This window comes from Mesorhizobium sp. M0088 (assembly GCF_040322895.1).
Lineage (GTDB): Bacteria > Pseudomonadota > Alphaproteobacteria > Rhizobiales > Rhizobiaceae > Mesorhizobium.
Genome location: NZ_JAMYUI010000010.1, coordinates 75,132 through 96,034 on the forward strand (window position 1 = coordinate 75,132; position 20,903 = coordinate 96,034).

Sequence of the window (20,903 nt, forward strand, 5' to 3'; positions counted from 1 at the left end):
CTTACGAGAAGTCCAGCTGAACCTTGAGCGTTCGCTCCGGTTCCTTCTCGATCAAGTCGAAGGCTGCGCGTGCATCGGCCGCCGCGAACACCTGCGTGATCATGCCTTGCGGATCGAGCCGCTTGTCGGCCAGCCATTCGACGACGCGCGGCAACAGCCGGCGGTTCAGGCGCGAGCCGACGATGGTCAGTTCCTTGCGCACCACTTCCTGCTGGCTGAGGTTGGATGGGGCGTCCGAAAAGCCGAGCAGGCCGATGCGGCCCGCCGGGCTGGCCAGCCGGCAAGCCTCGTCGAGAAGTGCGGGAATGCCGGCGCCGTCAATGACCAGCGTCGGGCCAAGACCGTCATTTTCACCGCGCACCGCGGCCGGCACGGGATCGCGCACGGAGTGGATCACCCTGTCGGCACCGAAGCGGAGCGCTCGCTCCAGGCGGGCTTCGTCGATATCGGCAACGATGCAGCGTGCGCCCTTGAGCTTGGCGACCTGCAGGACAGTGACGCCGACCGTGCCGGCGCCATAGATCAGCACCGTGTCCTCGGGTCCGCAACCGGTACGATCGAGCACATTGGCGGCGATGGAAAACGGCTCGGCCAGTGCCGCCAGCCCAAACGGCATATCCCTTGGAACCGGTATGACATTTGCCGCCGGCACCGCGACGAAGGCGCGAAAACCGCCGTCGCGGTGAACGCCCATCACTTCGAGGTTGGCGCAGACGTTGGAGCGGCCGACCCGGCAGGGATAGCAGTGGCCGCACGACACCACGGGATCGACCACCACACGGTCTCCCGTCGCAATGCCGGTCACATTGCGTCCGAGCGCTGTTACGGTGCCGGCGAATTCATGGCCGATGATACGTGGATAGACGGCGAACGGATTGGAGCCATGGAGGATGTGAATGTCGGAGCCGCAGATGCCGGCACGGCTGACATGAACGACGACTTCGCCTGCCCCGGGCTGGGGTATCGTGCCCTGCCGGACTTCCAGCGACTGCGGCGCGCGAACGAGAACTTCAAGCATGGCCTCACCACTTGTATACTAGTCGACAAGTGGCTCAATCTCGCTGTTTCGTCAAGCGCTCATGGCGGCTGTTAGACAGCCTCTTACCCGACACGTTGCGACACGAAATCGGAACGGGCGTTCACTGAAACGCAAATGCCCTGGCGTCCGCAGTTTGGACGCTCAAATGCGCTGTCTTGCCGGTCTCCTCTCGAAGGGGCGGGCAGTCAAAATTTGTTGACTTCCATCAAGGAGGAAATGACTACCGCTTGCCTATCCGTCGGACCATAAGACAGGCTGTGCGATCGGGGCCTCGGCCGGCTTGCCGCACGGAAGGCGACCTTGCCTTTGAACGCGGACGCGCCATCTGGAATGGGGCAGCCGCCTGCATGACGGAATGGCAACAGCATTGGAACAGCCTCAATTTGCCACCGAGCGCGATCCGAGGCTGAGACTGATTATTCCAATCATCGTCGCCATCGCCTTTCTGATGGAGCAGCTCGATTCCACCATCATCACCACCGCGATCCCTGCCATCGCGCGCAGCCTCGACACGACGCCGGTCAGGCTGAACCTGGCGATCACCACCTACATCCTGACGCTGGCCGTATTCATTCCCGTCAGCGGCTGGTTCGCCGACAGGTTCGGCGCACGAAAAGTGTTCGCGCTGGCGCTTTTCACCTTCACCCTCGGCTCGGCGCTGTGCGGCATGGCCAACAGTTTCGGCATGCTTTTGGCGATGCGCGCCCTGCAGGGGCTGGGCGGCGCCATGATGACGCCGGTCGGGCGGCTGATCCTGCTGCGCAGCTTTCCGCGCAGCGGGCTTATCACCGCCATGACCTACACGACCTTGCCCGCCATCATGGGGCCGGTGATCGGGCCGCTGCTCGGCGGCCTGTTGACCACTTACGCGTCGTGGCGCTGGATATTCTATGTCAACGTGCCATTCGGTTGTCTCGGCATTCTGGCGGCGCTGCGCTTCGTCGACGATTTCCGCGAGGAGGCGGTGCAGCGCTTCGACTTCGCCGGGTTCCTGATGGTGGGATGCGGAGTCGCGCTGCTGCAGTTCGGGCTGGAAAGCATCGGGAGGCCGATCATCTCCGTTTCGGCGACAGCGTTGGTGTTGGCCGCGGCGATCCTGCTGCTGCTCGCCTTCGGGTGCTATGCGCGCCGCGTCGTTGCACCGGCAGTCGATCTGACACTGTTTCGATTTCGCTCGTTCTGGGTCGGTACGCTCGCAGGCGGCCTGTGCCGCGTTGGCCTTAATGGCGTGCCTTTCCTGTTGCCGCTGATGCTGCAGGTCGGCTTTGGCATGAGCCCGGTCACCTCGGGCTCGCTGACATTCGTCGGCAGCTTCGGCGCCTTGCTCATTCGGCCGCTGCTGTCGCCGCTGTTGCGGCGCTTTGGCTTCAATGTCGTGCTCATCGGCAGCGCGGTGGTCGGCTCCGCCGCTGTCGGGGGCTTCGCTTTGATCGAAGCCGATACGCCGCACTGGATGATCGGCCTTTACGTCTTTGTCTTCGGGGTCATCCGGTCGGCGCAGTTCATGACCTCCAACACGCTGTCCTATGCCGACCTGCCGGACGACAAGCTCAGCCGCGCCACCAGTCTCGGCGGCGTCCTGCAGCAACTCAGCGTTTCCCTGGGCGTTTCGATCGCCGCCATGGTGCTGGGCCTTGTCGCAGGAGAAACCCACATCGTGACAGCGGAACGCTTCCACCAGGTGTTCCTGCTGACCGCGGTCATCCCGCTGCTGTCCGTCCCCGGCTTCTTGTACCTGCGTGCCGAGGACGGCGTGCAGGTCAGCGGCCATGTTCGACCACGAAATTCTCGTTGACGCCGCGCCTTCGGCTGTCCTGGAGACATCGAGCCCGCCTGTCTGCCTGGCTGCCACCAATCGGCCCGGACCAGCTCGTGGCGCTCGATGTCTTCCATGCTGGAATTTCAGGCGAAGTCCGCTCCCGCGCTTTTCTTCGAGAGCCGCGAAAGAAGGTGAACAGTCAGCACGACGGCCAGACCGGAGACGAGCGTCGAGAGGGTGAAAAGTGCGCCATAGCCGATGCGGTCGGCGATCGCACCGGCCATCATCGAGCCGATCAGGTAGATGATGATCTGGGCGCAGGACAGAATGGTGAAGTCCGTTCCAGGCTGATCTTTCGATGACACCGCCATGAACAGGCTGTAGAGCGCCACAATCTCCATATAGCGGATCAAGGTCTGAAACCCCGCCGCTCCCAAAAGAGTCCATATGCCCGTGATTTCGCCGGCCGCATGCAGGGCAAACAACAGGAAGCAGATCGTGCGCAAGGCGCCGAGCAGCAGCAGCGTTCGGCCGGCGCCGGAACGTCGAACAAGCATGGCCGCTATGAAGGATCCGGCAATGCCGGCCGTCGCCGCAGAAATACCGCTCAGATATCCGATCGCCGACAGCGGCAATCCGACGTCGACGAGATAGGATCCCTCCATGGATTTCACCAGCCCTTCGCTCGCCCGGTAGGTCAGTGCGATCATCAGGACGGTCACGGCTTCCGGGCGCTTGAGAAAGCTGGAGATCGAAGGTTTCGCCCGCGGTTCGGCGTTTTTTGTAGCGGTGTCCTCCGGCATAAAGGCGATCGCAATCAATGGCAGGGCTGAGACCGCCGCGATCGTCAGCACCATCGCCTGCCAGCCGACCCAGCCATAGAGAAGCAGGGAAACGGTGCCGCCGACGATGACGCTGAGTGCGACCGCTCCGCCCTGGATTGCGTTTCCAACGGCGCGATCCTCTTGCCTCAGGGCTAGCGTGGCATAGCCGTCGGTTGCAATGTCCTGCGTCGAGGTCAGCACCGCGATCGCGAAACCTATTGCGAATATGGCTTTCAGATTGGTCGGTTCCACAAGGGCGAGTGCCGCAATGGCGATCACAGTCCCGATCTGCGTGGGAAGAATCCATCCGCGGCGGTGCCCGATCGCCATCGGCCTGATCCGATCGACGAGCGGTGCCCAGAGGAATTTCACCGTCAGCGGGATCATCAGGACGGCAAGCATGCCGATGGCCGTTCTCGACACGCCAAGCTCGCGCATGATCGGCGGCACCGCGGCGACCAGGAGATAACCCGGAATACCCTGGGCGAGGTAGAGACCCGCCAGCACGGCGAACAGCCGCAAACGCTGCCAATCCCGCCGCTCTGCCGGCCGGCTGATGGTCTCGGATGCGAGCCCGCTCATGGCCGAACTGCCTCGTCGAGATGTTTGGCGGCGAACTGCCGCGCTTCCTCTCTGTCGCTGGTGACGTGGACCGGAATAGCCCAGAGCCGCTCGAACGATTGCCGCGATCGTGGGTTGGGATTGTCACGCACCAGTGCCAAGGCCCGGCATGCGCTGGAGATGCGCTGCCGCGTGGCCTTGGCCCATGCGGCCTGACGGACTTCCCCCTCTCGGGAGAGATGAGTGCTGCCGGCAATATCCACCACGATGGCATAGGGTCCATCGAGGTTGCCGATCCGGTCGAGCGCCTCGAGGTAGTCGGCCTCGTCGGTTGCCGCGTGCGGAGGGTAGAGGCGCAGGTCGACGATGCCGTCCTTGTGCATCTCGAAACGAACCATCTCAGAAGGTGACCTTGTAGCCGAGCGATACCGTGCGGCCGAAACCATTGACGACATTGTTGCGCGTGGCGCTAGCTGTCGGATTCATGTAGTTGGTGTCGAAGACGTTCTCGACGCCGACACTGAGATCGCCCTTGCCGACCTTGTGGCTCGCAAGGATATTTACCAGTGCCGCGCCCTTGATCTCGGGTACGGTCGTTATCTTGTCCCGGCTGGTGAAGAACTGGACCTCGCTGCGAAGATTGAGGCCGTTGTCGAAGACATAGGTCCCGTAGACCGTGCCGTGCACCGGGGTCGCTATCCTGTTGTTCGGCAGCCACGCATCGATATTGCCATCGCCGTCATTGTCGTAGCGCCCCTCGGTATAGCCAAGGAGGCCACCGACGGTGAGGTTGCCGGTCAGGTTCCACCATGCGGTGACTTCGACGCCCCAGATTTCCTCCTTCTGCTGCGACACGCGGTTGGAGGCGATGTCGTAGTTCACGCCTTGGTCGGAGGTGGACAAAAAGGCCGACAGCGAGCCGCCATAGTCGACATCGCCGCCGCGAATGCCGATCTCGTAATTGTTGACGACCTGAGGGCTGGGAGCGATGTCAGCGTAGCTGACCGTATAGTCGGGTGCGCCTGCGCCGGGACATGCCAGCGCCCCGTAGGCGTCGCACAGTTCGGCACTGCTGTTGGCGCCGGCTCGCCGCGTGAAGCTGCCGATGTCGGTCAGCGAGAACCCCTGCGAGAAGCCACCGTAAAGCTGGACATCGGGCGTGAGATCGAATGTGCCGCCGACATTGAAAGTCAGATTGTCGTAGTCAAAGGACCCGCCGATGACGTTGATCGCCGGATATGGCCGGTTGATGTAAAAGATGGCTGGGCGGTTGAAATCCTCGATGTCGAGGAAGTAGCGTTCGTAGCGCAATCCACCTTGCAGGCGCAGCCGGTCGGTCACAGGGACCTGCAACTGGGCAAAGCCGGCGACCGAGTTCTGCTTCATCGGACTGATGACGTCCCAGCCGTTCTCGAGTTTCTGGAAGGTCTTGTCGTGGATGAAGTCCAGGCCCCAGGTCAGCGTCGACCCCTCCAGCAGCATGTCGAGAGGGGTCTCGACCGTAGCGGTGAGGCCGGCGCGCTTACTGAAGAGCGTGGTCTGGGCAAAGCTGGCCTGCGGGTTGAGCGGGTTGCCCGAATAGTAGACCTGATTGTTCACGAAGCGATCGAAGCGGGTGAAGGGAAAGCGCTTCTCCATATCGTTGTAGAACGACTTCACTTCGAGCGATCCCAAGGCGAAGGCGGTGTCGGTATAGCGCGCGGTGAAATATTTTGAATTCTCTTCCACGGATTCGCCCGTATACGGCGCCGTGTAGTCGGGCGCCGCTGGAGTGGCCTGGAAATTGGAAAACCAATCCGGATTCTGTTCCATGCGGACCAGTTCGCCGGAGACCTCGAAACGACGGGCCCCGTCCTCATATCCCAGTCTTGCATAGAGGTTGCCGAAGTCGGTGCGATCGCCCCCGCCTTGGCCGAGCATGGCGTCGGACGGCAGTTCGCGACCGTCTCCGTCATAGGTCCGGCGCGTCCGCTGGCCGCTGGCCGAGAACATGTAGTCGAATTTGCCGATCTTCTGCGTCGCCGAAACCGAAACTTCCGGCGCCAGGGACTTGCCGGGATTTGCAGTGAACGCCTTCACCTTGGTCTCGACGGTGACGGTTGGTCTTTCGGTCGCGTCCCGCCTGGTGATGAAATTGATGGTGCCGCCGGTCGCGCCGGAGCCGTAAAGGCTGCTTGCCCCGTTGACCACCTCAATGCGCTCGACTTTGCCGAGATCGATAAGCGAAAGCGTTCGTGAAACGTCACGCAACGGGGTGTTGCGGGGAATGCCGTCGACGAGAATCAGCACGCCGCGACCGCGAAAGCTTTCCGAGGCACCTGAAATCGTCTGGTTTGCGATCGAAAAACCGGGAACCAGCTTGGAAATCAGGGTCGCCGGGTCGCTCGTCAGCTTGAGCTGTTGTGCCAGCTCATCACCCTCGATGACCTGGACGGACCCGGGAATGCTGGAGATCGGCTGCTCCGTTCTGCTCGCCGTCACCAACACTGTTTCCAGCTGTATCGCGGGTGCCGAATCTCCAGTGTTCTGCGCCTGCACGGGCATGGTCGTGAAAGCAAGTGGCAGCAGTGCGAGGCAAGTTCCCGCGATCAGTTCATTCCGCATAGTCGCACCCCAAATTGGCCCCTCGGGTGCCGCAAAGGCATTGAGGGCCACAAATCGCTGGCTCCCTTTTCCCGGATCGATTAAATATGTCTCAATTACTCATGTTATCGATCAGGGCGATGGCGCGCTTGGAGTGAAGCGAAGCCGGCACTGCTGAAAACGAACTCCGACGATCCGAATTGAAAATGTTGCAGTTATATCACAGGTCGACCAACCCCAGCGGGATCAGCCCGGTGAGCTTCGACATGTCGGGTCACGACGACGCGGAAGCCGAGCGGTTGTGCGCCGGCCATTTTTTAACGGTCATCGGGGAGGTCGCGATCGAAACAGGGCTGGGTGTCCTCTCCGCCGTGCGTGGCGTGACATGTGGCCTCGCCGATCTGAACGTCATGACGTGTTTCTTCCCGCCCTCGCCGTTACGGGTGCGGGGATTGGAATGCCGGGTTCGGACAAGGTGCTCATGTTGCGAAGCATGGAAGGTCCGCTGGTCGTTGAGCAGGATGGACGGAAGATAGAAGCCGCGCTTGGAGATTTCCTCTTTGTATCCGGTGAGATGGCCTACGACTGGTATCTGCCGGAAGGGGGCAGGCTGGACTGCGGCAGCCTGCCCGGCGCCGCTTTCCGCGTTTCCGGCGAGACGCTTTCCAGGCTGATGCTGCGACCGATCCCGAGAACGTTTCCTCCGCTCCAGCTTCTGATCACCTACGGCGCTTATCTGTTGATGCGTGGCCCGCATTCAGCCAACGAGGCGGAGATGGCCAATGCCCATTTCAACGAAATACTTCCGCTCGTCGTCGCCTATCTGGAAACCCCATCAACGGTGGAACGTGACCGGCTGCACCCTGTTAAACGCTATATCGATGATCACCTGGGGGATGGCGATCTGAGCATTTCCGCTGTGGCCGCTGTCCTCGATGTTACACCACGATATGTCCAGAAGTTGTTTCAGCGCGAAGGGACGACATTTTCGAGATATCTTCTCGAACGGCGCCTGGCCGAGGCGCGCAAGCTGCTGTTGCGGGGAACGGGAACGCTTTCGATAGGCGCCACTGCCTATGAAGTCGGTTTCGGGGATATCTCCTACTTCAACCGCACCTTCCGAAAGCGTTATGGCGTGGCGCCTTCCAGCGTTCGGGATGAAGCGCGGCAGACCCTTGGTTGAGTGGCCAATAGCCCGGGCAGAGACCGTCGGAATAGTGCGGCGAACCCTTGGGGCGTTGCCGATACTGCGTATACGAGGATACCTACATCCGTTAAGCTGAGCGCCGCGTCAAACGGGAGCATCGATTGCGAGGATTTGCGGAAAGCGTGATGCAGGGGCCGCGAACCGTGGCCGAACAGGTCGCCAATGTCCTGCGCGAAGCGATTGCCAGTGGAACCATCAAGGCGGGCACTCCGCTGCGCCAGGACGAATTGGCCGAGCAGTTTGGCTTCAGCCGCATGCCAATTCGTGACGCCCTTCGCCAATTGGAAGCCGAAGGCATTGTTTCCATCCATCCGACAAAAGGCGCGCAGGTCGCCCGGATGGACGGCGCCGAGATCGGTGAAATCTACGCACTGCGCGAACTGCTTGAATGCGAGGCGGTGCGGCTTTCGCTTCCCAACCTCGCCGGCGCGAAGCTCGACGAGGCGGAACAGGTGCTCGACCAGATCGACGCGGAGCGCAATGTCGGCCGATGGGGTGCGCTGAACCGTGCCTTTCATCTGGCTCTCTACGACGCCTGCGGTAACCGTCGATTGCTCGGCCTGATCGAGGCGCACCACAATGCCGCAGATCGCTACGTCCGCATCCTCCTGTCGAACCTGGATTATCGCAGCCGCTCGCAGACGGAGCACCGCGACCTGCTGGCCGCCTGCAGGGCGCGCAAGGAGGACAAGGCCATAAGCATTCTGAGGCGGCATCTTCGCGAGGGAAGCGAGACGCTGGTCAGCGCGATCAGGGAAGATGGCCTGTCGCGAAAATCCTGACGGCGTGGCTTGAGCTCCGGTTGCCTCTGCGCGCGATCACTGCCACATATTGCAACATCGATACTCGATCCAGGATCATCATGTCCCCCGACAGCAGCCTGCCGGCGCGCGCCCTTGCTCCACGTCGCCACGAAGAGATCCTGCGGCGGCTGGGCGCTCACGGGTCTGTCAGTGTCGCCGAGCTGGCCGGGTTCTTCGATGTCTCACGCGAAACCATCCGCCGCGACCTGAAACTGCTGTCGGATAAAGGGCAGCTCGGCATCGTCCATGGCGGCGCTGCCCGTTTCGAGCCGAGCGAACCGGCAATGAGCCTGCGCAGCCAGGAGAATGCCCGGGGCAAGGCTGCGATCGGCAGGATAGCTGCCGGTCTTGTGAAGGACGGCATGGTGGTGTTCCTCGATTCCGGCACCACCACGCTGGCCGTCGCACAAGCCATGACCGACCTGCGCGATCTCACCATCTGCACGGCGAGCCTCCCGATCGCGCTTCTGCTGTGCCACGTCTCAGGCATGCGCGTGCATATGCTGGGTGGCGAAGTCGATCCCGGCGAAGAAGCAGCCTCCGGCATCGACATGCTCGAAGCCATGGCGCGCTTTCGCGTCGACATCGCCTTCCTCGGTGGTGGCGCGCTGTCGCCCGACGGCGAGGTGACCGATTTCACCCGCGCCGGCGCCGAACAGCGCAGCCGCATGATCGCGCTTGCCGCCAAAACCTACTTCGTTCTCGACAGCAGCAAGTTCGCAAAGCTGACGCCGCTCAGGATCCCGAATTTTCAGCACGCCGCCGGCGTGATCGTCGATGCGAAGCCGCAGGCCGACATCGCCGAAGCGCTTGCGCGCAAGGGGCCTGAGCTGATGGTTGCATCTTGATGTGATATTTTGTGGCATTTTGTGTTGATATTTGGAATTCGACTGCTATGATCCGGCTCGTGTCAAAACGGCAGGATCTCCCATGACAAACCAATTCCCCACGCAGGCGCGCGTCGTCATTGTCGGCGGCGGCATCATCGGCTGCTCGGTCGCATATCATCTGACGAAGCTCGGCTGGACCGATGTCGTGCTGCTCGAGCAGGGGCAACTCAGCGGCGGCACCACCTGGCACGCCGCAGGGCTTGTCGGCCAGTTGCGCAGTCATTCCAACATGACCAGCCTGATCAAATACTCCACGCAGCTCTATGGCGAGCTGGAAGCCGAGACCGGGCTTGCCACCGGCTGGAAGAATTGCGGCTCGCTGTCGGTGGCGCGCACCGCCGACCGCATGACGGTGCTGAAGCGCACGGCCGCATCGGCACGCGCCCAGGGCGTCGACATCGATGTGATTTCGCCCAAGGAGGCGGCTGATCTCTGGCCGGTCATGGCGACCGACGATCTGGTCGGCGCCGTCTGGCTGCCGGGCGACGGCAAGGCCAATCCGACCGACCTTACGCAATCTCTGGCCAAGGGCGCGCGCAATGGCGGCGCGAAAATTATCGAGCGGGTCAGGGTCACCGGTATCAGCCTGAGGAATGGTGTCGCCTGCGGTGTCGAGACGGATCGCGGCAACATTGCCGCCGAGATCGTCGTCAATTGCGCCGGCCAGTGGGCGCGCAAAGTCGGGCTGATGTGCGGCGTCTCGGTGCCGCTGCATTCGGCCGAGCACATGTACATCGTTACCGGCAAGATCGAGGGCGTGCACCCGGACCTGCCGGTCATGCGCGACCCCGACGGTTTCATCTATTTCAAGGAAGAGGTCGGCGGCCTGGTCATGGGCGGCTTTGAGCCGCACGCCAAGCCGTGGGGCATGAATGGCATTCCCGAAAATTTCGAGTTCGCGCTGTTGCCGGACGATTGGGATCAGTTCGAGATCCTGATGGAAAACGCGCTGATCCGCGTGCCGCAATTGGCCGACGCCGAGGTCAAGAAATTCTATAACGGTCCCGAGAGCTTCACGCCGGACAACAATTTTCTCCTTGGCGAGGCGCCGGAGCTGAAGAATTTCTATGTCGGCGCCGGCTTCAATTCGATGGGCATCGCCAGCGCCGGCGGTGCGGGTAGGGCGCTGGCGGAATGGATCGTCAACGCCGCGCCGACCATGGATCTATGGCCGGTCGATATCAGGCGTTTCGCCCCCTTCAACAACAATCCGCGCTGGCTGCATGACCGTGTCAAGGAAACGCTCGGCCTGCACTACGCCATGCCGTGGCCGAACCGCGAACTGGATACCGCACGGCCGTTCCGCCGGTCGCCGCTCTACGACCGGCTCGCCGTCAAGGGCGCCTGCTTCGGCTCTAAAATGGGTTGGGAGCGCGCCAACTGGTTTGCCGCACCGGGAGAGAGGGCCGAGAACGACTATGCCTTCGGCCGTCAGAACTGGCACGAGGCGGTCAAGCGCGAGATGAAGGCGACACGCGAAGCCGTCGCCGTCTTCGACCAGACCTCTTTCGCCAAGCTCCTCGTGCAAGGCCGCGATGCCTGCGCCGCGCTCAACTGGATCTGCGCCGGTAATATCGACGTACCGGTCGGTACGTCTGTTTATACGGGCGTGCTCAATGCACGTGGCGGCTATGAAAGCGATCTCACCGTGATGCGGCTTGGCGTGGAGAAATTCCTTATCGTCACCGGTTCGGCGCAAGCCATCCACGATGCCGACTGGATCGTCAAAAACATCCCGTCCGACGCGCATGCAATCTTGACCGATGTCACCTCGTCCTACGCGGTACTGGCATTGATGGGGCCGCGCTCGCGCGATCTGCTGGGCAAACTCTCCTCGGCCGATCTCTCCAACGCCGGCTTTCCCTTCGCCACCATCCGCGAGATCGATGTCGGCTATGCCACCGCCTATGCCAACCGCATGACCTATGTCGGCGAACTGGGCTGGGAACTGATCGTGCCGACCGAATTCGCCGTCGGCGTCTATGAGGCACTGCATGAGGCTGGCAGCGAGTTTGGCCTGATCGATGCCGGTTACTACGCGCTCGACGCCTTGCGCATCGAAAAGGGTTTTCGCGCCTGGGGTCGTGAGCTGACGCCAGATATCAATCCCTGGCAGGCTGGGCTTGGCTTCGCCGTCGCGATGGACAAGCCAGGTGGCTTTATCGGCCGCGACGCGCTGGTTGAGACGAAGCCATCAGCACCGGCAAGACGCGTCGTGCTGTGCACGCTCGATGATGCCGAGCCGATGCTGTGGGGCGGCGAACTGATCCTGCGCGACGGCAAGCCGGTCGGCGAAGTCCGCTCGGCGGCCTACGGCCACACGCTTGGCCGCTCGGTGGCGCTCGGGCTGATCGAGAACGAGGCGGGCGTCGATGCTGCGTTTCTCACCGGTGGTCGTTTCGAGATCGACCTTGCCGGCGTTCGCCATGCCGCGACAGCACATCTGCGCAGCCCCTACGATCCGAAGTCGGAGCGGGTGAAGGCTGATGTGGTGGAGGTTCGCGCTGCCGCCTAATCCGCCGACATGGACCTTGCCATATCCAGGAACGCCCGCACCAGTTTGCCGCCGCTGCGTTCACGCAGACAGATCAGCGCTTCGTCCATCAGGGTCTCGGGAGCATCGATGGTGATCGGCACCAGCCGCGAATCCTGGCCGAATTCGGCCGCCGAGACAAAGCCGATGCCGGCGCCCGATGCGACGATCTCGCGGACCGCTTCGCGGCCCTCGGCTTCGATCGCCGGCCTGAGTTCGATTTTCGAGGCGGCTGCGAGATCTTCGAGTTTCTGACGCGTCTTCGAACCGCGCTCGCGCATGACCAGCGATTCCTGCGCGAGCTGCTTGAGGGTGAGCGACTTTTTCGCGGCCAGCGGGTGGTCGACGGATGCAAACGCGATGATCGGCGTCGAGTTGAGTTTCAGCACCTCGAAATCGCGCCCGGTCGGCACTTCGCCCAGCACGCCGATGTCGGCATCGTAGCTGTAGAGGCTGCTGATCACCGTCTCGGTGTTGCCGGTGCGCACCGAAACCTGCACGCCGGGGTAGCGGGCCCGGAAGCTGCCGAGAATGTGAAGCAGATGATGTGCGGCATCGGCGACGATGCGTAGCGTGCCGGAACGCAGCGCGCGCGACTCCGTCAGCAACTCCAGCGCCTGTTGCTCGGTATCGAACATGCGGTGGGTTATCTCGAGCAGCTTTTGGCCCGAATGGGTCAGCGTGACCTGCTTCTTGTTGCGGTTGAACAACAGCACATCATACTCTTCCTCGAGCTTGCGCACCTGGTCCGAGATCGCCGGCTGGGTCAGGAAGAGCGCTTCGGCAGCGCGTGAAAAGCCACCGGAGATGGCCACCTGGTGAAAGGCCCGCAATTGGACGTAGCGCATCTTACGTGCCTCCGACATTTCTGAAATCGCCAACATCCTATCATAAGTACAGCTTGGGAAAAGATAGAAATGAACGATTTGACTTATGTTTAGGCAGCAATCAGCCTGAGTGTGGGTCGACGTCTCTGCCGGCCGTTGGCCGGGAGGTCGCTATGCAATTTTCCATCATCCTGCTGCACCTGGCGGGTGCCGTCATGCTGCTGCTCTGGGCCGTGCACATGGTGCGCACGGGCGTCGAGCGCGCCTGCGGCCCTGCCTTGCGCGATGCGCTGAGACAGGCGCGGGGTGCGCGGATCAGGTCGGCGGGCGTCGGCACCGTGCTTGCCGTGCTGCTGCAAAGCTCGACCGCAGTCGCGATCCTGGCGGCCGGGTTTGCCGCCAGCGGCATGGTTTCGGTGTCATCAGGGCTGGCGATCCTGCTGGGCGCCGATCTCGGTTCCGCCATGGTCGTCCAGGTGCTGTCGTTCGATCTGAGCTGGCTGGTGCCGGCGCTGATCCTGGTCGGCGGCGCGATGGTCCTGAAGTTCGAGGTGGCTGGCATCAGGCAGAGCGGGCGAATCCTGATGGGGGTCGCCTTCGTCCTGTTGTCGCTGCATATGATCGGCGAGGCGACCGCTCCGATGCGGCAGAGCAATTTGCTGCCACTGGTGATTTCCTATCTGCGCACGGACTATTTCACCGCCTTTGCCGCAGCTGCCCTGTTCACATGGCTGATCCACTCCAGCGTCGCGGCGATCCTGCTGTTCGTCACGCTTGCCGCGCAAGGCGTCTTGCCGGTCGAGGTCGGCCTGTTCTTCATCCTCGGCGCCAATTGCGGTGGTGCGCTGATTGCGGTGTGGCTGACACGCGGCGATGCCGTCGAGGCGCGCCGTGTCCCGCTTGGCAATCTGATCTTTCGCGGCACGACGGCGCTCGCCGCCTTGTTTGCGCTTCAGGCCGTGACCTTCCCGGCGCATCTGTTCGGCGCAACCGAAGGCCGCCAACTGGTCAACCTGCACCTTGCCTTCAATATGGTGCTGGTCATCTGCTGCTTGCCGTTCACCGGCACGATGGAAAAGCTCGCCACCTTGCTGATCCCCGACAGGCCAGCGGCAAAGGCAGGGGAGGCTGGGGACCTGATGTCACGCCGCACCAGCGCGCTCGACCGCACCGTCATGCGCACACCCGGTCTCGCTCTGGCCAGTGCGACCCGCGAGTTGCTGCGCGTGGGCGAAGTCGTCGAGGTGATGCTGCGCCCGGTGATGGATTTCTTCGACGCCGGCACCGCCGACCAGATTCGCCAAGCCCAAAAACTTGATGAGGAGGTCAACCGCGCCCACACCGAGATCAAGCTCTACATTGCCGAAGTCAATCGCGGCAGCATGAGCGCGGCCGAGGCGCAGCGCGGCATAGAACTCACCGACTTCGCCATCAATCTCGAACGCGCCGGCGATATCGTCGCCAAGAACCTGCTCGTGCTCACCCAGGAGCTGCGTGACAAGAACCTGCGCTTTTCACGCGACGGCTGGAGCGAACTGGCCGGGCTTCACAACCGTGTCATGGCCAACATGCAGCTTGCACTCAATGTGCTGGTGTCGAGCGATCTCGAGTCGGCGCGGCAACTCGTCGTCGAGAAGGAGCGGATGCGCAGACTGGAACGCATGAGCCATGACCGTCACCTCAAGCGCCTGCAATCAGGAATGCCGCAGAGCATCGACACCAGCGACATCCACCTGGAGGCGGTGCGGGCGCTGAAGGAGATCAACTCGCTGATGGCTTCTGTCGCCTATCCGCTGCTGACGCAGAGCGGTGATCTGCTCGAAAGCCGGTTGGCGAAAGGCGCTGGGGCCGCGGAAGCGATGGCTCCGGCGCTGGCCTGACGGGCGACATTCTCCGCTGGCGAGTGGCAATCCTTACCATCGTTAAAATCGATACATCGATACAAAATAACGATTTTACAAATAGATCATTCAGGCCAAGAATAAGGCCACATCGAACGCAGATCGAGCGGAGGACAACATGCTCGCCGAGACGAAATTTGCCGCGGAGCCGCTGGCCAGTCCGGCGCTGGGCGAGCCGTATCTTCTGACCCCGGGGCCGCTTACCACGGCCTATTCGGTCAAGGAGGCGATGTTGCGTGACTGGGGATCGTGGGACGGCGACTTCCGCGCCATGACATCGGATATGCGTCGCCGCCTGCTGGCACTGACCGGGGACAGGAACGATGAGTTCGACTGCGTGCCGATGCAAGGCAGCGGTTCCTTCTGCGTTGAAGCGATGCTGGGTTCGTTTGTGCCCAGAGATGGCAAGGTTCTGGTGCTGGCCAACGGCGCCTACGGCCTGCGCGCCGCGCAGACCATGCAGTATCTCGGCCGCGCCTACACGCTGATCGACAAGGGCGACTATCTGCCGCCGCGCGGCGACGAGGTGGCGGCGGCCCTCGCGGCCGACCCTGATATCACCCATGTCATCGCCATCCATTGCGAGACCAGCTCCGGCATCCTCAATCCGGTCGCCGAGATTGCGCAAGCCGTCCATGCCAAGGGTCGCAAGCTGCTGGTCGATTCCATGAGCGCCTTCGGTGCCATCCCACTTGACGTCAATGAGATCCGCTACGAGGCGATGGTCTCGTCCGCCAACAAATGCATCGAGGGCGTGCCGGGCTTCGGCTTCATCATCGCCCGCAAGAGCGAGCTGGAGGCTGCCAAAGGCAGGAGCCATTCGCTGTCGCTCGATGTCCACGCCCAGTGGGCGCACCTCAACAAAACCGGCCAGTGGCGCTACACGCCGCCGACGCACGTCGTCGCTGCCTTCCTCGAAGCACTGCGCCAGCACGAGGCCGAAGGCGGCGTCGCCGGCCGTGGCGCTCGCTATACGAGGAACCGCGACGTCATGGTGGCCGGCATGCGCGACCTCGGTTTCGAGACACTGCTCGGGGATCGCTGGCTGTCGCCGATCATCGTCACCTTCTTCAACCCGGCCCATGCCAGTTTCGCCTTCGACCGCTTCTACGATCTGATGAAGGACAAGGGCTTCATCATCTATCCGGGCAAGCTGACCGCCGTCGATAGCTTCCGCGTCGGCTGCATCGGCCAGATGGACGAACATGTCATGCGCCGCGTCGTCGAGGCGGCGGCTTTTTCACTGCATGAAATGGGCGTCGACACCGCCGCTCCACCCGCCGCGGCACTCGCCGAACGCGCCAAACTCGCCGCCTGAAGCGGCCGATCTCGAGGATATCAGATGAACCAGATGTCTCCCATCAACGTCGCGGTCAACGGTCGCACCTACGCCTGGCCGCGTGTGCCGGCCATCGCCATCTGCCTTGACGGCTGCGAGCCTGCCTATCTCGACGAGGCGATCGAGGCCGGGCTGATGCCGGCTCTGGTCAGGATCAAGCAGAAGGGCACGGTGCGTTTTGCGCACTCGGTCATTCCGAGCTTCACCAATCCCAACAATCTGTCGATCGCCACCGGCCGGCCGCCGTCGGTGCACGGCATCTGTGGCAACTATCTCTATGAGCGCGAGACCGGCAAGGAAGTGATGATGAACGACCCGCGCTTCCTGCGCGCGCCGACCATCTTCCAGGCCTTCTATGATGCCGGCGCCAAGGTCGCCGTGGTCACCGCCAAGGACAAACTGCGTGCTTTGCTTGGCAAGGGCCTTGCCTTCGATGAAGGCCGCGCGCTGTGCTTCTCGGCGGAAAAATCCGACACCACCACCAGGGCCGAGCACGGCATCGACAATGCCTCGAAACATTTTGGGCTGCCCGTGCCGGAGGTCTATTCGGCCGAACTGTCGGAATTTGTCTTTGCCGCCGGCGTCCAGCTGCTGAAGGAGTTCCGTCCCGACATCATGTACCTGACGACCACAGACTATGTGCAGCACAAATACGCGCCGGGCGTGCCGCAGGCCAACGCCTTCTACGAGATGTTCGACAAATACCTGACCGAGCTTGATGCGCTGGGCGCGGCGATCGTCGTCACCGCCGACCACGGCATGAAGCCCAAGCACAAGGCGGACGGTTCGCCCGACGTCGTCTATGTCCAGGACCTTCTCGACGAGTGGCTGGGCAAGGACGCCGCCCGCGTCATCCTGCCGATCACCGACCCCTATGTCGTGCATCACGGCGCGCTCGGCTCGTTTGCCACCGCCTATCTGCCTGATGGCGCAGATCAGGCCGGCATCATGGCCCGGCTGGCGAAGATCGACGGCATCATGCTGGTCGTCGACAGCCCGACGGCGTGCGAGCGCTTTGAGCTGCCGGCAGATCGCATCGGCGACATCGTGCTGATCTCGACCGAGAACAAGACGATCGGCACCTCAGAACATCGCCATGACCTGGCGGCTCTGAACGAACCGCTACGGTCGCATGGTGGGCTGACCGAGCAGGAGGTGCCGTTCATCGTCAATCGTGTGCTGCCGGAATTGCCTGATGAACCTGTGTTGAGAAACTTCGACGCCTTTTACTACGCCACAATGGCGGCGGCACTGGCGGGCTGAGTGAGTTGGATCGCCGGGAGGGCGTGTCGCCGTCCATGATGGCGCTGGCCGACCCCCACTCCGGCCCTTCGGGCCACCTCTCCCCCGATCGACGGGGGAGAGGAAGGGCGCTGAGCTCGCCGGCCTTGGCTCCCTTCCTCTCCCTCCGGAGGGGGGAGAGGTGGCGCCGCGAAGCGGCGACGGAGTGGGGGAAGCCATTGCAAAGACGCGATGGTCTCGCCGACAAAGATCAATGTGCTCTCCGAGCACCGGGAAAACTCACATGACCAAGCTCGACCCTTCCATCAAAGTCCGCCACGAGCCGATGCGCATTGCCGGCAAGAAAGTTGATGCCGACGGCGTCGTCGAGGTGCGCTACCCCTGGAACGACACCGTCATCGGCACGGTGCCGGCCGGGCGTGCCGAGCACGCGCGAAAAGCATTCGAGATCGCCGCCAGCTACAAATCGAAGCTGACGCGCTACGAGCGTCAGCAGATCCTGTTCCGCGCCGCCGAGGCATTGGCGTCGCGCCGCGAAGAAATCTCCGATCTCATCACGCTCGAGCTCGGCATCTCCAAGACGGACTCGCTCTATGAGGTCGGCCGTGCCTATGACGTGTTCACGCTGTCGGCGCAGATGTGCATCCAGGATGACGGCCAGATCTTCTCCTGCGACCTCACCCCGCACGGCAAGGCGCGCAAGATCTTCACCACCCGCGAGCCGTTGAAGGCGATCTCGGCGATCACGCCGTTCAACCACCCGCTCAACATGGTCTCGCACAAGGTGGCGCCGGCGATCGCCACCAACAATTGCGTGGTGGTCAAGCCGACCGAATTGACGCCGATGACGGCGCTTCTCCTGGCCGACATTCTCTATGAAGCCGGTCTGCCGCCCGAAATGCTGTCGGTGGTGACCGGCTGGCCCGCAGACATCGGCAACGAGATGATCACCAACGACAATATCGACCTGATCACTTTCACCGGCGGCGTGCCGGTCGGCAAGATGATCGCCCGCACCGCCGGCTACAAGCGCCAGGTGCTGGAACTCGGCGGCAACGACCCGCTGATCATCCTCAACGATCTCTCCGACGAGGATCTGGCCAGAGCCGCGGATCTGGCCGTCGCCGGCGCGACAAAGAACTCCGGCCAGCGCTGCACCGCGGTCAAGCGCATCCTGGTTCAGGAAAGCGTCGCCGACCGCTTCGTGCCGCTGGTGCTGGAGCGGGCGAAAAAAATCCGCTTCGGCGATCCGATGGACCGCTCGACCGACCTTGGCACCGTCGTGCACGAGAAGGCGGCGGCGCTGTTCGAAGCCCGCGTCCACATGGCCGCCGAGCAGGGCGCCGAAATCCTCTACAATCCGGGTCGTCAGGGCGCGTTGCTGCCGCCGATCGTCGTCGATCGCGTTCCTCACACATCCGAATTGGTGATGGAGGAGACGTTCGGCCCGATCATCCCGATCGTTCGCGCGCCGGACGACGATGATGCGCTGATCGCACTGTCCAACTCGACCGCCTTCGGCCTGTCGTCGGGCGTCTGCACCAACTCTTTTCCGCGCATGCAGAAATACATCGCCGGCCTTCAGGTCGGCACCGTCAACATCTGGGAAGTGCCGGGCTACCGCATCGAGATGTCGCCCTTCGGCGGCATCAAGGATTCGGGCAATGGCTACAAGGAAGGCGTCATCGAGGCGATGAAGAGCTACACCAATGTGAAGACATTTTCGCTGCCCTGGTCCTGACCGGGCGGCATTGACGGATAAACAATGGAGGGAGCGTTCGCCGCTCCCTCATTCGCGTTTCGGAGACCATGATGGCCGCGATCAAAGAGCTTGTGCACACCGAAGGCGATTCCAACACCACAGCGGCTCGCGGCCGATGGGATGCCGGGCAGGACGATCCGCGGATCCGCGGCTTGCTCGATCGCGACGCGGCTGCCTTCATGCACCAGAGTCTGTCCAGCCCCTGCCTTTCGACCATCGCGAAGGCGCAAGGCATCTGGATCGAGGACACCGCTGGCCGCCGCTTCATGGATTTCCACGGCAACAGCGTGCATCACCTCGGCTACGGCCATCCAAGGCTGGTCACGGCGATCAAAAAGCAGCTCGATGAGCTCTGCTTTGCGCCGCGCCGCTTTACCTGCGAGCCCGCCCTCGAGCTGGCGGAGAAGCTGGCGGCATTGGCGCCCGGCGATCTCGGCAAGGTGCTGTTCACCACCGGTGGTTCGGATGCCATCGAGGTCGCGCTGAAGATCGCCCGCGCCGCGACCGGCCGCTTCAAGACGGTGTCGTTCTGGGATGCGTTCCACGGGGCCGGCTTCGGCGCTGCAAGCGTCGGCGGCGAGGCGACCTTCCGCTCGCACATATCAGGCCCGATGATGACCGGCACCGAGCACGTCGCACCCTGGGACGGCTATCGCTGTCCCTATGGCCACGATTCCCTCGAAACCTCGGGGCTCGCTTGCGCCAACATGATCGCCTATGTGCTCGGCCGCGAACAGGACGTGGCGGCGGTCGTCGCAGAACCGATGCGGGCGACGCCCAACCCGCCGCCGCCCGGTTTCTGGAAGCGGGTTCGCGAAGCCTGCGACCGGCACGGCACGCTGCTGATCTTCGACGAGATCCCGACCGGGCTGGGCAAGACGGGAAAATTCTTCGCCCACGAGCATGATGATGTGACGCCCGACATCGTCGTCCTCGGCAAGTCGCTCGGCGGCGGCATCCTGCCGATCGCCGCCGTCATCGCGCGCCGCGACCTCGACGTCACCGGTGGCTTCGCGATCGGCCACTACACCCACGAGAAGAACCCGGTGACGACCCGCGCCGCACTGACGACGATCGACATCATCCTGGAGGAAGGATTGGTCGAACGCGCGGCCGAACTTGGCCGGCACATGCTGGAGCGTATGCAGCACCTGATGGCGCGCTCGCCCCATGTCGGCGACGTCAGGGGCAGGGGACTGATGGTCGGCGTCGAGCTCGTCGAGGATCGCGATACGCGCGAGCCGGCGCGCGATCTCGCCGAACGCGTCTTCTATGCTTGCCTGGGGCAGGGGCTGAGCTTCAAGGTCAGCCAGGGCAATGTGCTGACGCTGTCGCCGCCGCTGGTCATTTCGAAAGCTGATCTCGATCGTGCGCTCGACATCCTCGAGACCGCCGTGCTGGCGGCCTGACCATGAAGGCCGTGCGCACCGACCGCGAGCTCGAATGCCCTGAAATCGACGCGGGCTTGCGGGCGAGGGGGGGCGATCTGGTGGTGACTGTCCGCTCGTCCGACCCGCGTTTGCGGGCACAGACAACGGGCGTTTCGTTCGGCTGACCATAACCGTCTCCGTTGCCAATCGTGGGCTTTCGCAAGCGCGGAATCGCGGCCGCAACAGGCATGCGACAGTTCCAT

At 62.8% G+C, this 20,903-nt stretch carries 15 protein-coding genes; 10 read left to right on the plus strand and 5 right to left on the minus strand.

Annotated features, from left to right (window positions below; all coding sequences use genetic code 11):
* Position 1: 1 nt before the first annotated feature.
* Positions 2–1,018 (minus strand): Zn-dependent oxidoreductase, encoded by a 1,017-nt coding sequence (locus tag NKJ67_RS13975; RefSeq protein ID WP_256747206.1) that lies wholly within the window; start codon positions 1,016–1,018, stop codon positions 2–4.
* A gap of 376 nt (positions 1,019–1,394) precedes the next feature.
* On the opposite strand from NKJ67_RS13975, the gene NKJ67_RS13980 reads away from it, so the two are divergent.
* The gene (locus tag NKJ67_RS13980; RefSeq protein WP_256747207.1) at positions 1,395–2,834 is read left to right on the plus strand and encodes a DHA2 family efflux MFS transporter permease subunit; all 1,440 of its coding nucleotides are present in this window, start codon (positions 1,395–1,397) and stop codon (positions 2,832–2,834) included.
* A 107-nt stretch (positions 2,835–2,941) separates the two neighbouring features.
* Here the strand turns inward: NKJ67_RS13980 and NKJ67_RS13985 are convergent, their stop codons facing one another.
* Genes NKJ67_RS13985 through NKJ67_RS13995 form a run of 3 tightly spaced genes read right to left on the minus strand, consistent with a single transcriptional unit; the run spans position 2,942 to position 6,664 of the window.
* On the minus strand, positions 2,942–4,204 hold the full coding sequence (locus NKJ67_RS13985) for a RhtX/FptX family siderophore transporter (protein WP_127272287.1): 1,263 nt from the start codon (positions 4,202–4,204) through the stop codon (positions 2,942–2,944).
* Positions 4,201–4,581: a hypothetical protein gene (locus NKJ67_RS13990; protein WP_352581684.1), complete on the minus strand. Its 381-nt coding sequence runs from the start codon at positions 4,579–4,581 to the stop codon at positions 4,201–4,203. The genes NKJ67_RS13985 and NKJ67_RS13990 overlap by 4 nt, the downstream gene beginning before the upstream one ends.
* 1 nt (position 4,582) lies before the next feature.
* On the minus strand, positions 4,583–6,664 hold the full coding sequence (locus tag NKJ67_RS13995) for a TonB-dependent receptor (protein WP_352581685.1): 2,082 nt from the start codon (positions 6,662–6,664) through the stop codon (positions 4,583–4,585).
* 559 nt (positions 6,665–7,223) lie between these two features.
* Here NKJ67_RS13995 and NKJ67_RS14000 point away from each other — a divergent pair.
* The 4 genes from NKJ67_RS14000 (at position 7,224) to NKJ67_RS14015 (ending at position 12,181) form a co-directional block, all read left to right on the plus strand.
* Entirely contained in the window at positions 7,224–7,949 is a 726-nt protein-coding gene (locus tag NKJ67_RS14000; RefSeq protein WP_164898579.1) for a helix-turn-helix transcriptional regulator, read from the plus strand.
* Positions 7,950–8,098: 149 nt separating this feature from the next.
* Entirely contained in the window at positions 8,099–8,755 is a 657-nt protein-coding gene (locus NKJ67_RS14005; protein ID WP_352581686.1) for a GntR family transcriptional regulator, read from the plus strand.
* 80 nt (positions 8,756–8,835) lie between these two features.
* On the plus strand, positions 8,836–9,624 hold the full coding sequence (locus tag NKJ67_RS14010; protein WP_127266984.1) for a DeoR/GlpR family DNA-binding transcription regulator: 789 nt from the start codon (positions 8,836–8,838) through the stop codon (positions 9,622–9,624).
* Between the two features lie 82 nt (positions 9,625–9,706).
* Positions 9,707–12,181 carry a GcvT family protein gene (locus tag NKJ67_RS14015; RefSeq protein ID WP_352581687.1) on the plus strand — a complete coding sequence of 825 codons (2,475 nt, stop codon included), beginning with the start codon at positions 9,707–9,709 and terminating at the stop codon, positions 12,179–12,181.
* On the opposite strand, the gene NKJ67_RS14020 is transcribed toward NKJ67_RS14015, so the two are convergent.
* Positions 12,178–13,047 (minus strand): LysR substrate-binding domain-containing protein, encoded by an 870-nt coding sequence (locus tag NKJ67_RS14020; protein WP_352581762.1) that lies wholly within the window; start codon positions 13,045–13,047, stop codon positions 12,178–12,180. The two genes, NKJ67_RS14015 and NKJ67_RS14020, sit on opposite strands and share 4 nt — an antisense overlap.
* Positions 13,048–13,199: 152 nt before the next feature.
* Between NKJ67_RS14020 and NKJ67_RS14025 the strand changes: the two genes are divergently transcribed.
* The 5 genes from NKJ67_RS14025 to pbfA all read left to right on the plus strand — a co-directional run bounded on the left by NKJ67_RS14025 (position 13,200) and on the right by pbfA (position 20,679).
* Positions 13,200–14,906, plus strand: a complete 1,707-nt coding sequence (locus tag NKJ67_RS14025; protein WP_352581688.1) for a Na/Pi cotransporter family protein — start codon at positions 13,200–13,202, stop codon at positions 14,904–14,906.
* A 139-nt stretch (positions 14,907–15,045) separates the two neighbouring features.
* Positions 15,046–16,245, plus strand: coding sequence for a 2-aminoethylphosphonate--pyruvate transaminase (locus NKJ67_RS14030; protein WP_352581689.1), 1,200 nt, complete (start codon positions 15,046–15,048; stop codon positions 16,243–16,245).
* Between the two features lie 24 nt (positions 16,246–16,269).
* The gene (phnA, locus tag NKJ67_RS14035) at positions 16,270–17,529 is read left to right on the plus strand and encodes a phosphonoacetate hydrolase (RefSeq protein ID WP_127266988.1); all 1,260 of its coding nucleotides are present in this window, start codon (positions 16,270–16,272) and stop codon (positions 17,527–17,529) included.
* 262 nt (positions 17,530–17,791) lie between these two features.
* Positions 17,792–19,249, plus strand: a complete 1,458-nt coding sequence (phnY, locus tag NKJ67_RS14040) for a phosphonoacetaldehyde dehydrogenase (RefSeq protein WP_127266989.1) — start codon at positions 17,792–17,794, stop codon at positions 19,247–19,249.
* 71 nt (positions 19,250–19,320) lie between these two features.
* On the plus strand, positions 19,321–20,679 hold the full coding sequence (gene pbfA, locus NKJ67_RS14045; RefSeq protein ID WP_127408610.1) for a (R)-1-hydroxy-2-aminoethylphosphonate ammonia-lyase: 1,359 nt from the start codon (positions 19,321–19,323) through the stop codon (positions 20,677–20,679).
* Positions 20,680–20,903: the final 224 nt, after the last annotated feature.

Coding starts and splice junctions, on each gene's coding strand:
- NKJ67_RS13975 (WP_256747206.1), bottom strand. CDS start 1,018: ATGCTTGAAGTTCTCGTTCGCGCGCCGCAGTCGCTGGAAGTCCGGCAG.
- NKJ67_RS13980 (WP_256747207.1), top strand. CDS start 1,395: ATGGCAACAGCATTGGAACAGCCTCAATTTGCCACCGAGCGCGATCCG.
- NKJ67_RS13985 (WP_127272287.1), bottom strand. CDS start 4,204: ATGAGCGGGCTCGCATCCGAGACCATCAGCCGGCCGGCAGAGCGGCGG.
- NKJ67_RS13990 (WP_352581684.1), bottom strand. CDS start 4,581: ATGGTTCGTTTCGAGATGCACAAGGACGGCATCGTCGACCTGCGCCTC.
- NKJ67_RS14000 (WP_164898579.1), top strand. CDS start 7,224: ATGCCGGGTTCGGACAAGGTGCTCATGTTGCGAAGCATGGAAGGTCCG.
- NKJ67_RS14005 (WP_352581686.1), top strand. CDS start 8,099: ATGCAGGGGCCGCGAACCGTGGCCGAACAGGTCGCCAATGTCCTGCGC.
- NKJ67_RS14010 (WP_127266984.1), top strand. CDS start 8,836: ATGTCCCCCGACAGCAGCCTGCCGGCGCGCGCCCTTGCTCCACGTCGC.
- NKJ67_RS14015 (WP_352581687.1), top strand. CDS start 9,707: ATGACAAACCAATTCCCCACGCAGGCGCGCGTCGTCATTGTCGGCGGC.
- NKJ67_RS14020 (WP_352581762.1), bottom strand. CDS start 13,047: ATGCGCTACGTCCAATTGCGGGCCTTTCACCAGGTGGCCATCTCCGGT.
- NKJ67_RS14025 (WP_352581688.1), top strand. CDS start 13,200: ATGCAATTTTCCATCATCCTGCTGCACCTGGCGGGTGCCGTCATGCTG.
- NKJ67_RS14030 (WP_352581689.1), top strand. CDS start 15,046: ATGCTCGCCGAGACGAAATTTGCCGCGGAGCCGCTGGCCAGTCCGGCG.
- phnA (WP_127266988.1), top strand. CDS start 16,270: ATGAACCAGATGTCTCCCATCAACGTCGCGGTCAACGGTCGCACCTAC.
- phnY (WP_127266989.1), top strand. CDS start 17,792: ATGACCAAGCTCGACCCTTCCATCAAAGTCCGCCACGAGCCGATGCGC.
- pbfA (WP_127408610.1), top strand. CDS start 19,321: ATGGCCGCGATCAAAGAGCTTGTGCACACCGAAGGCGATTCCAACACC.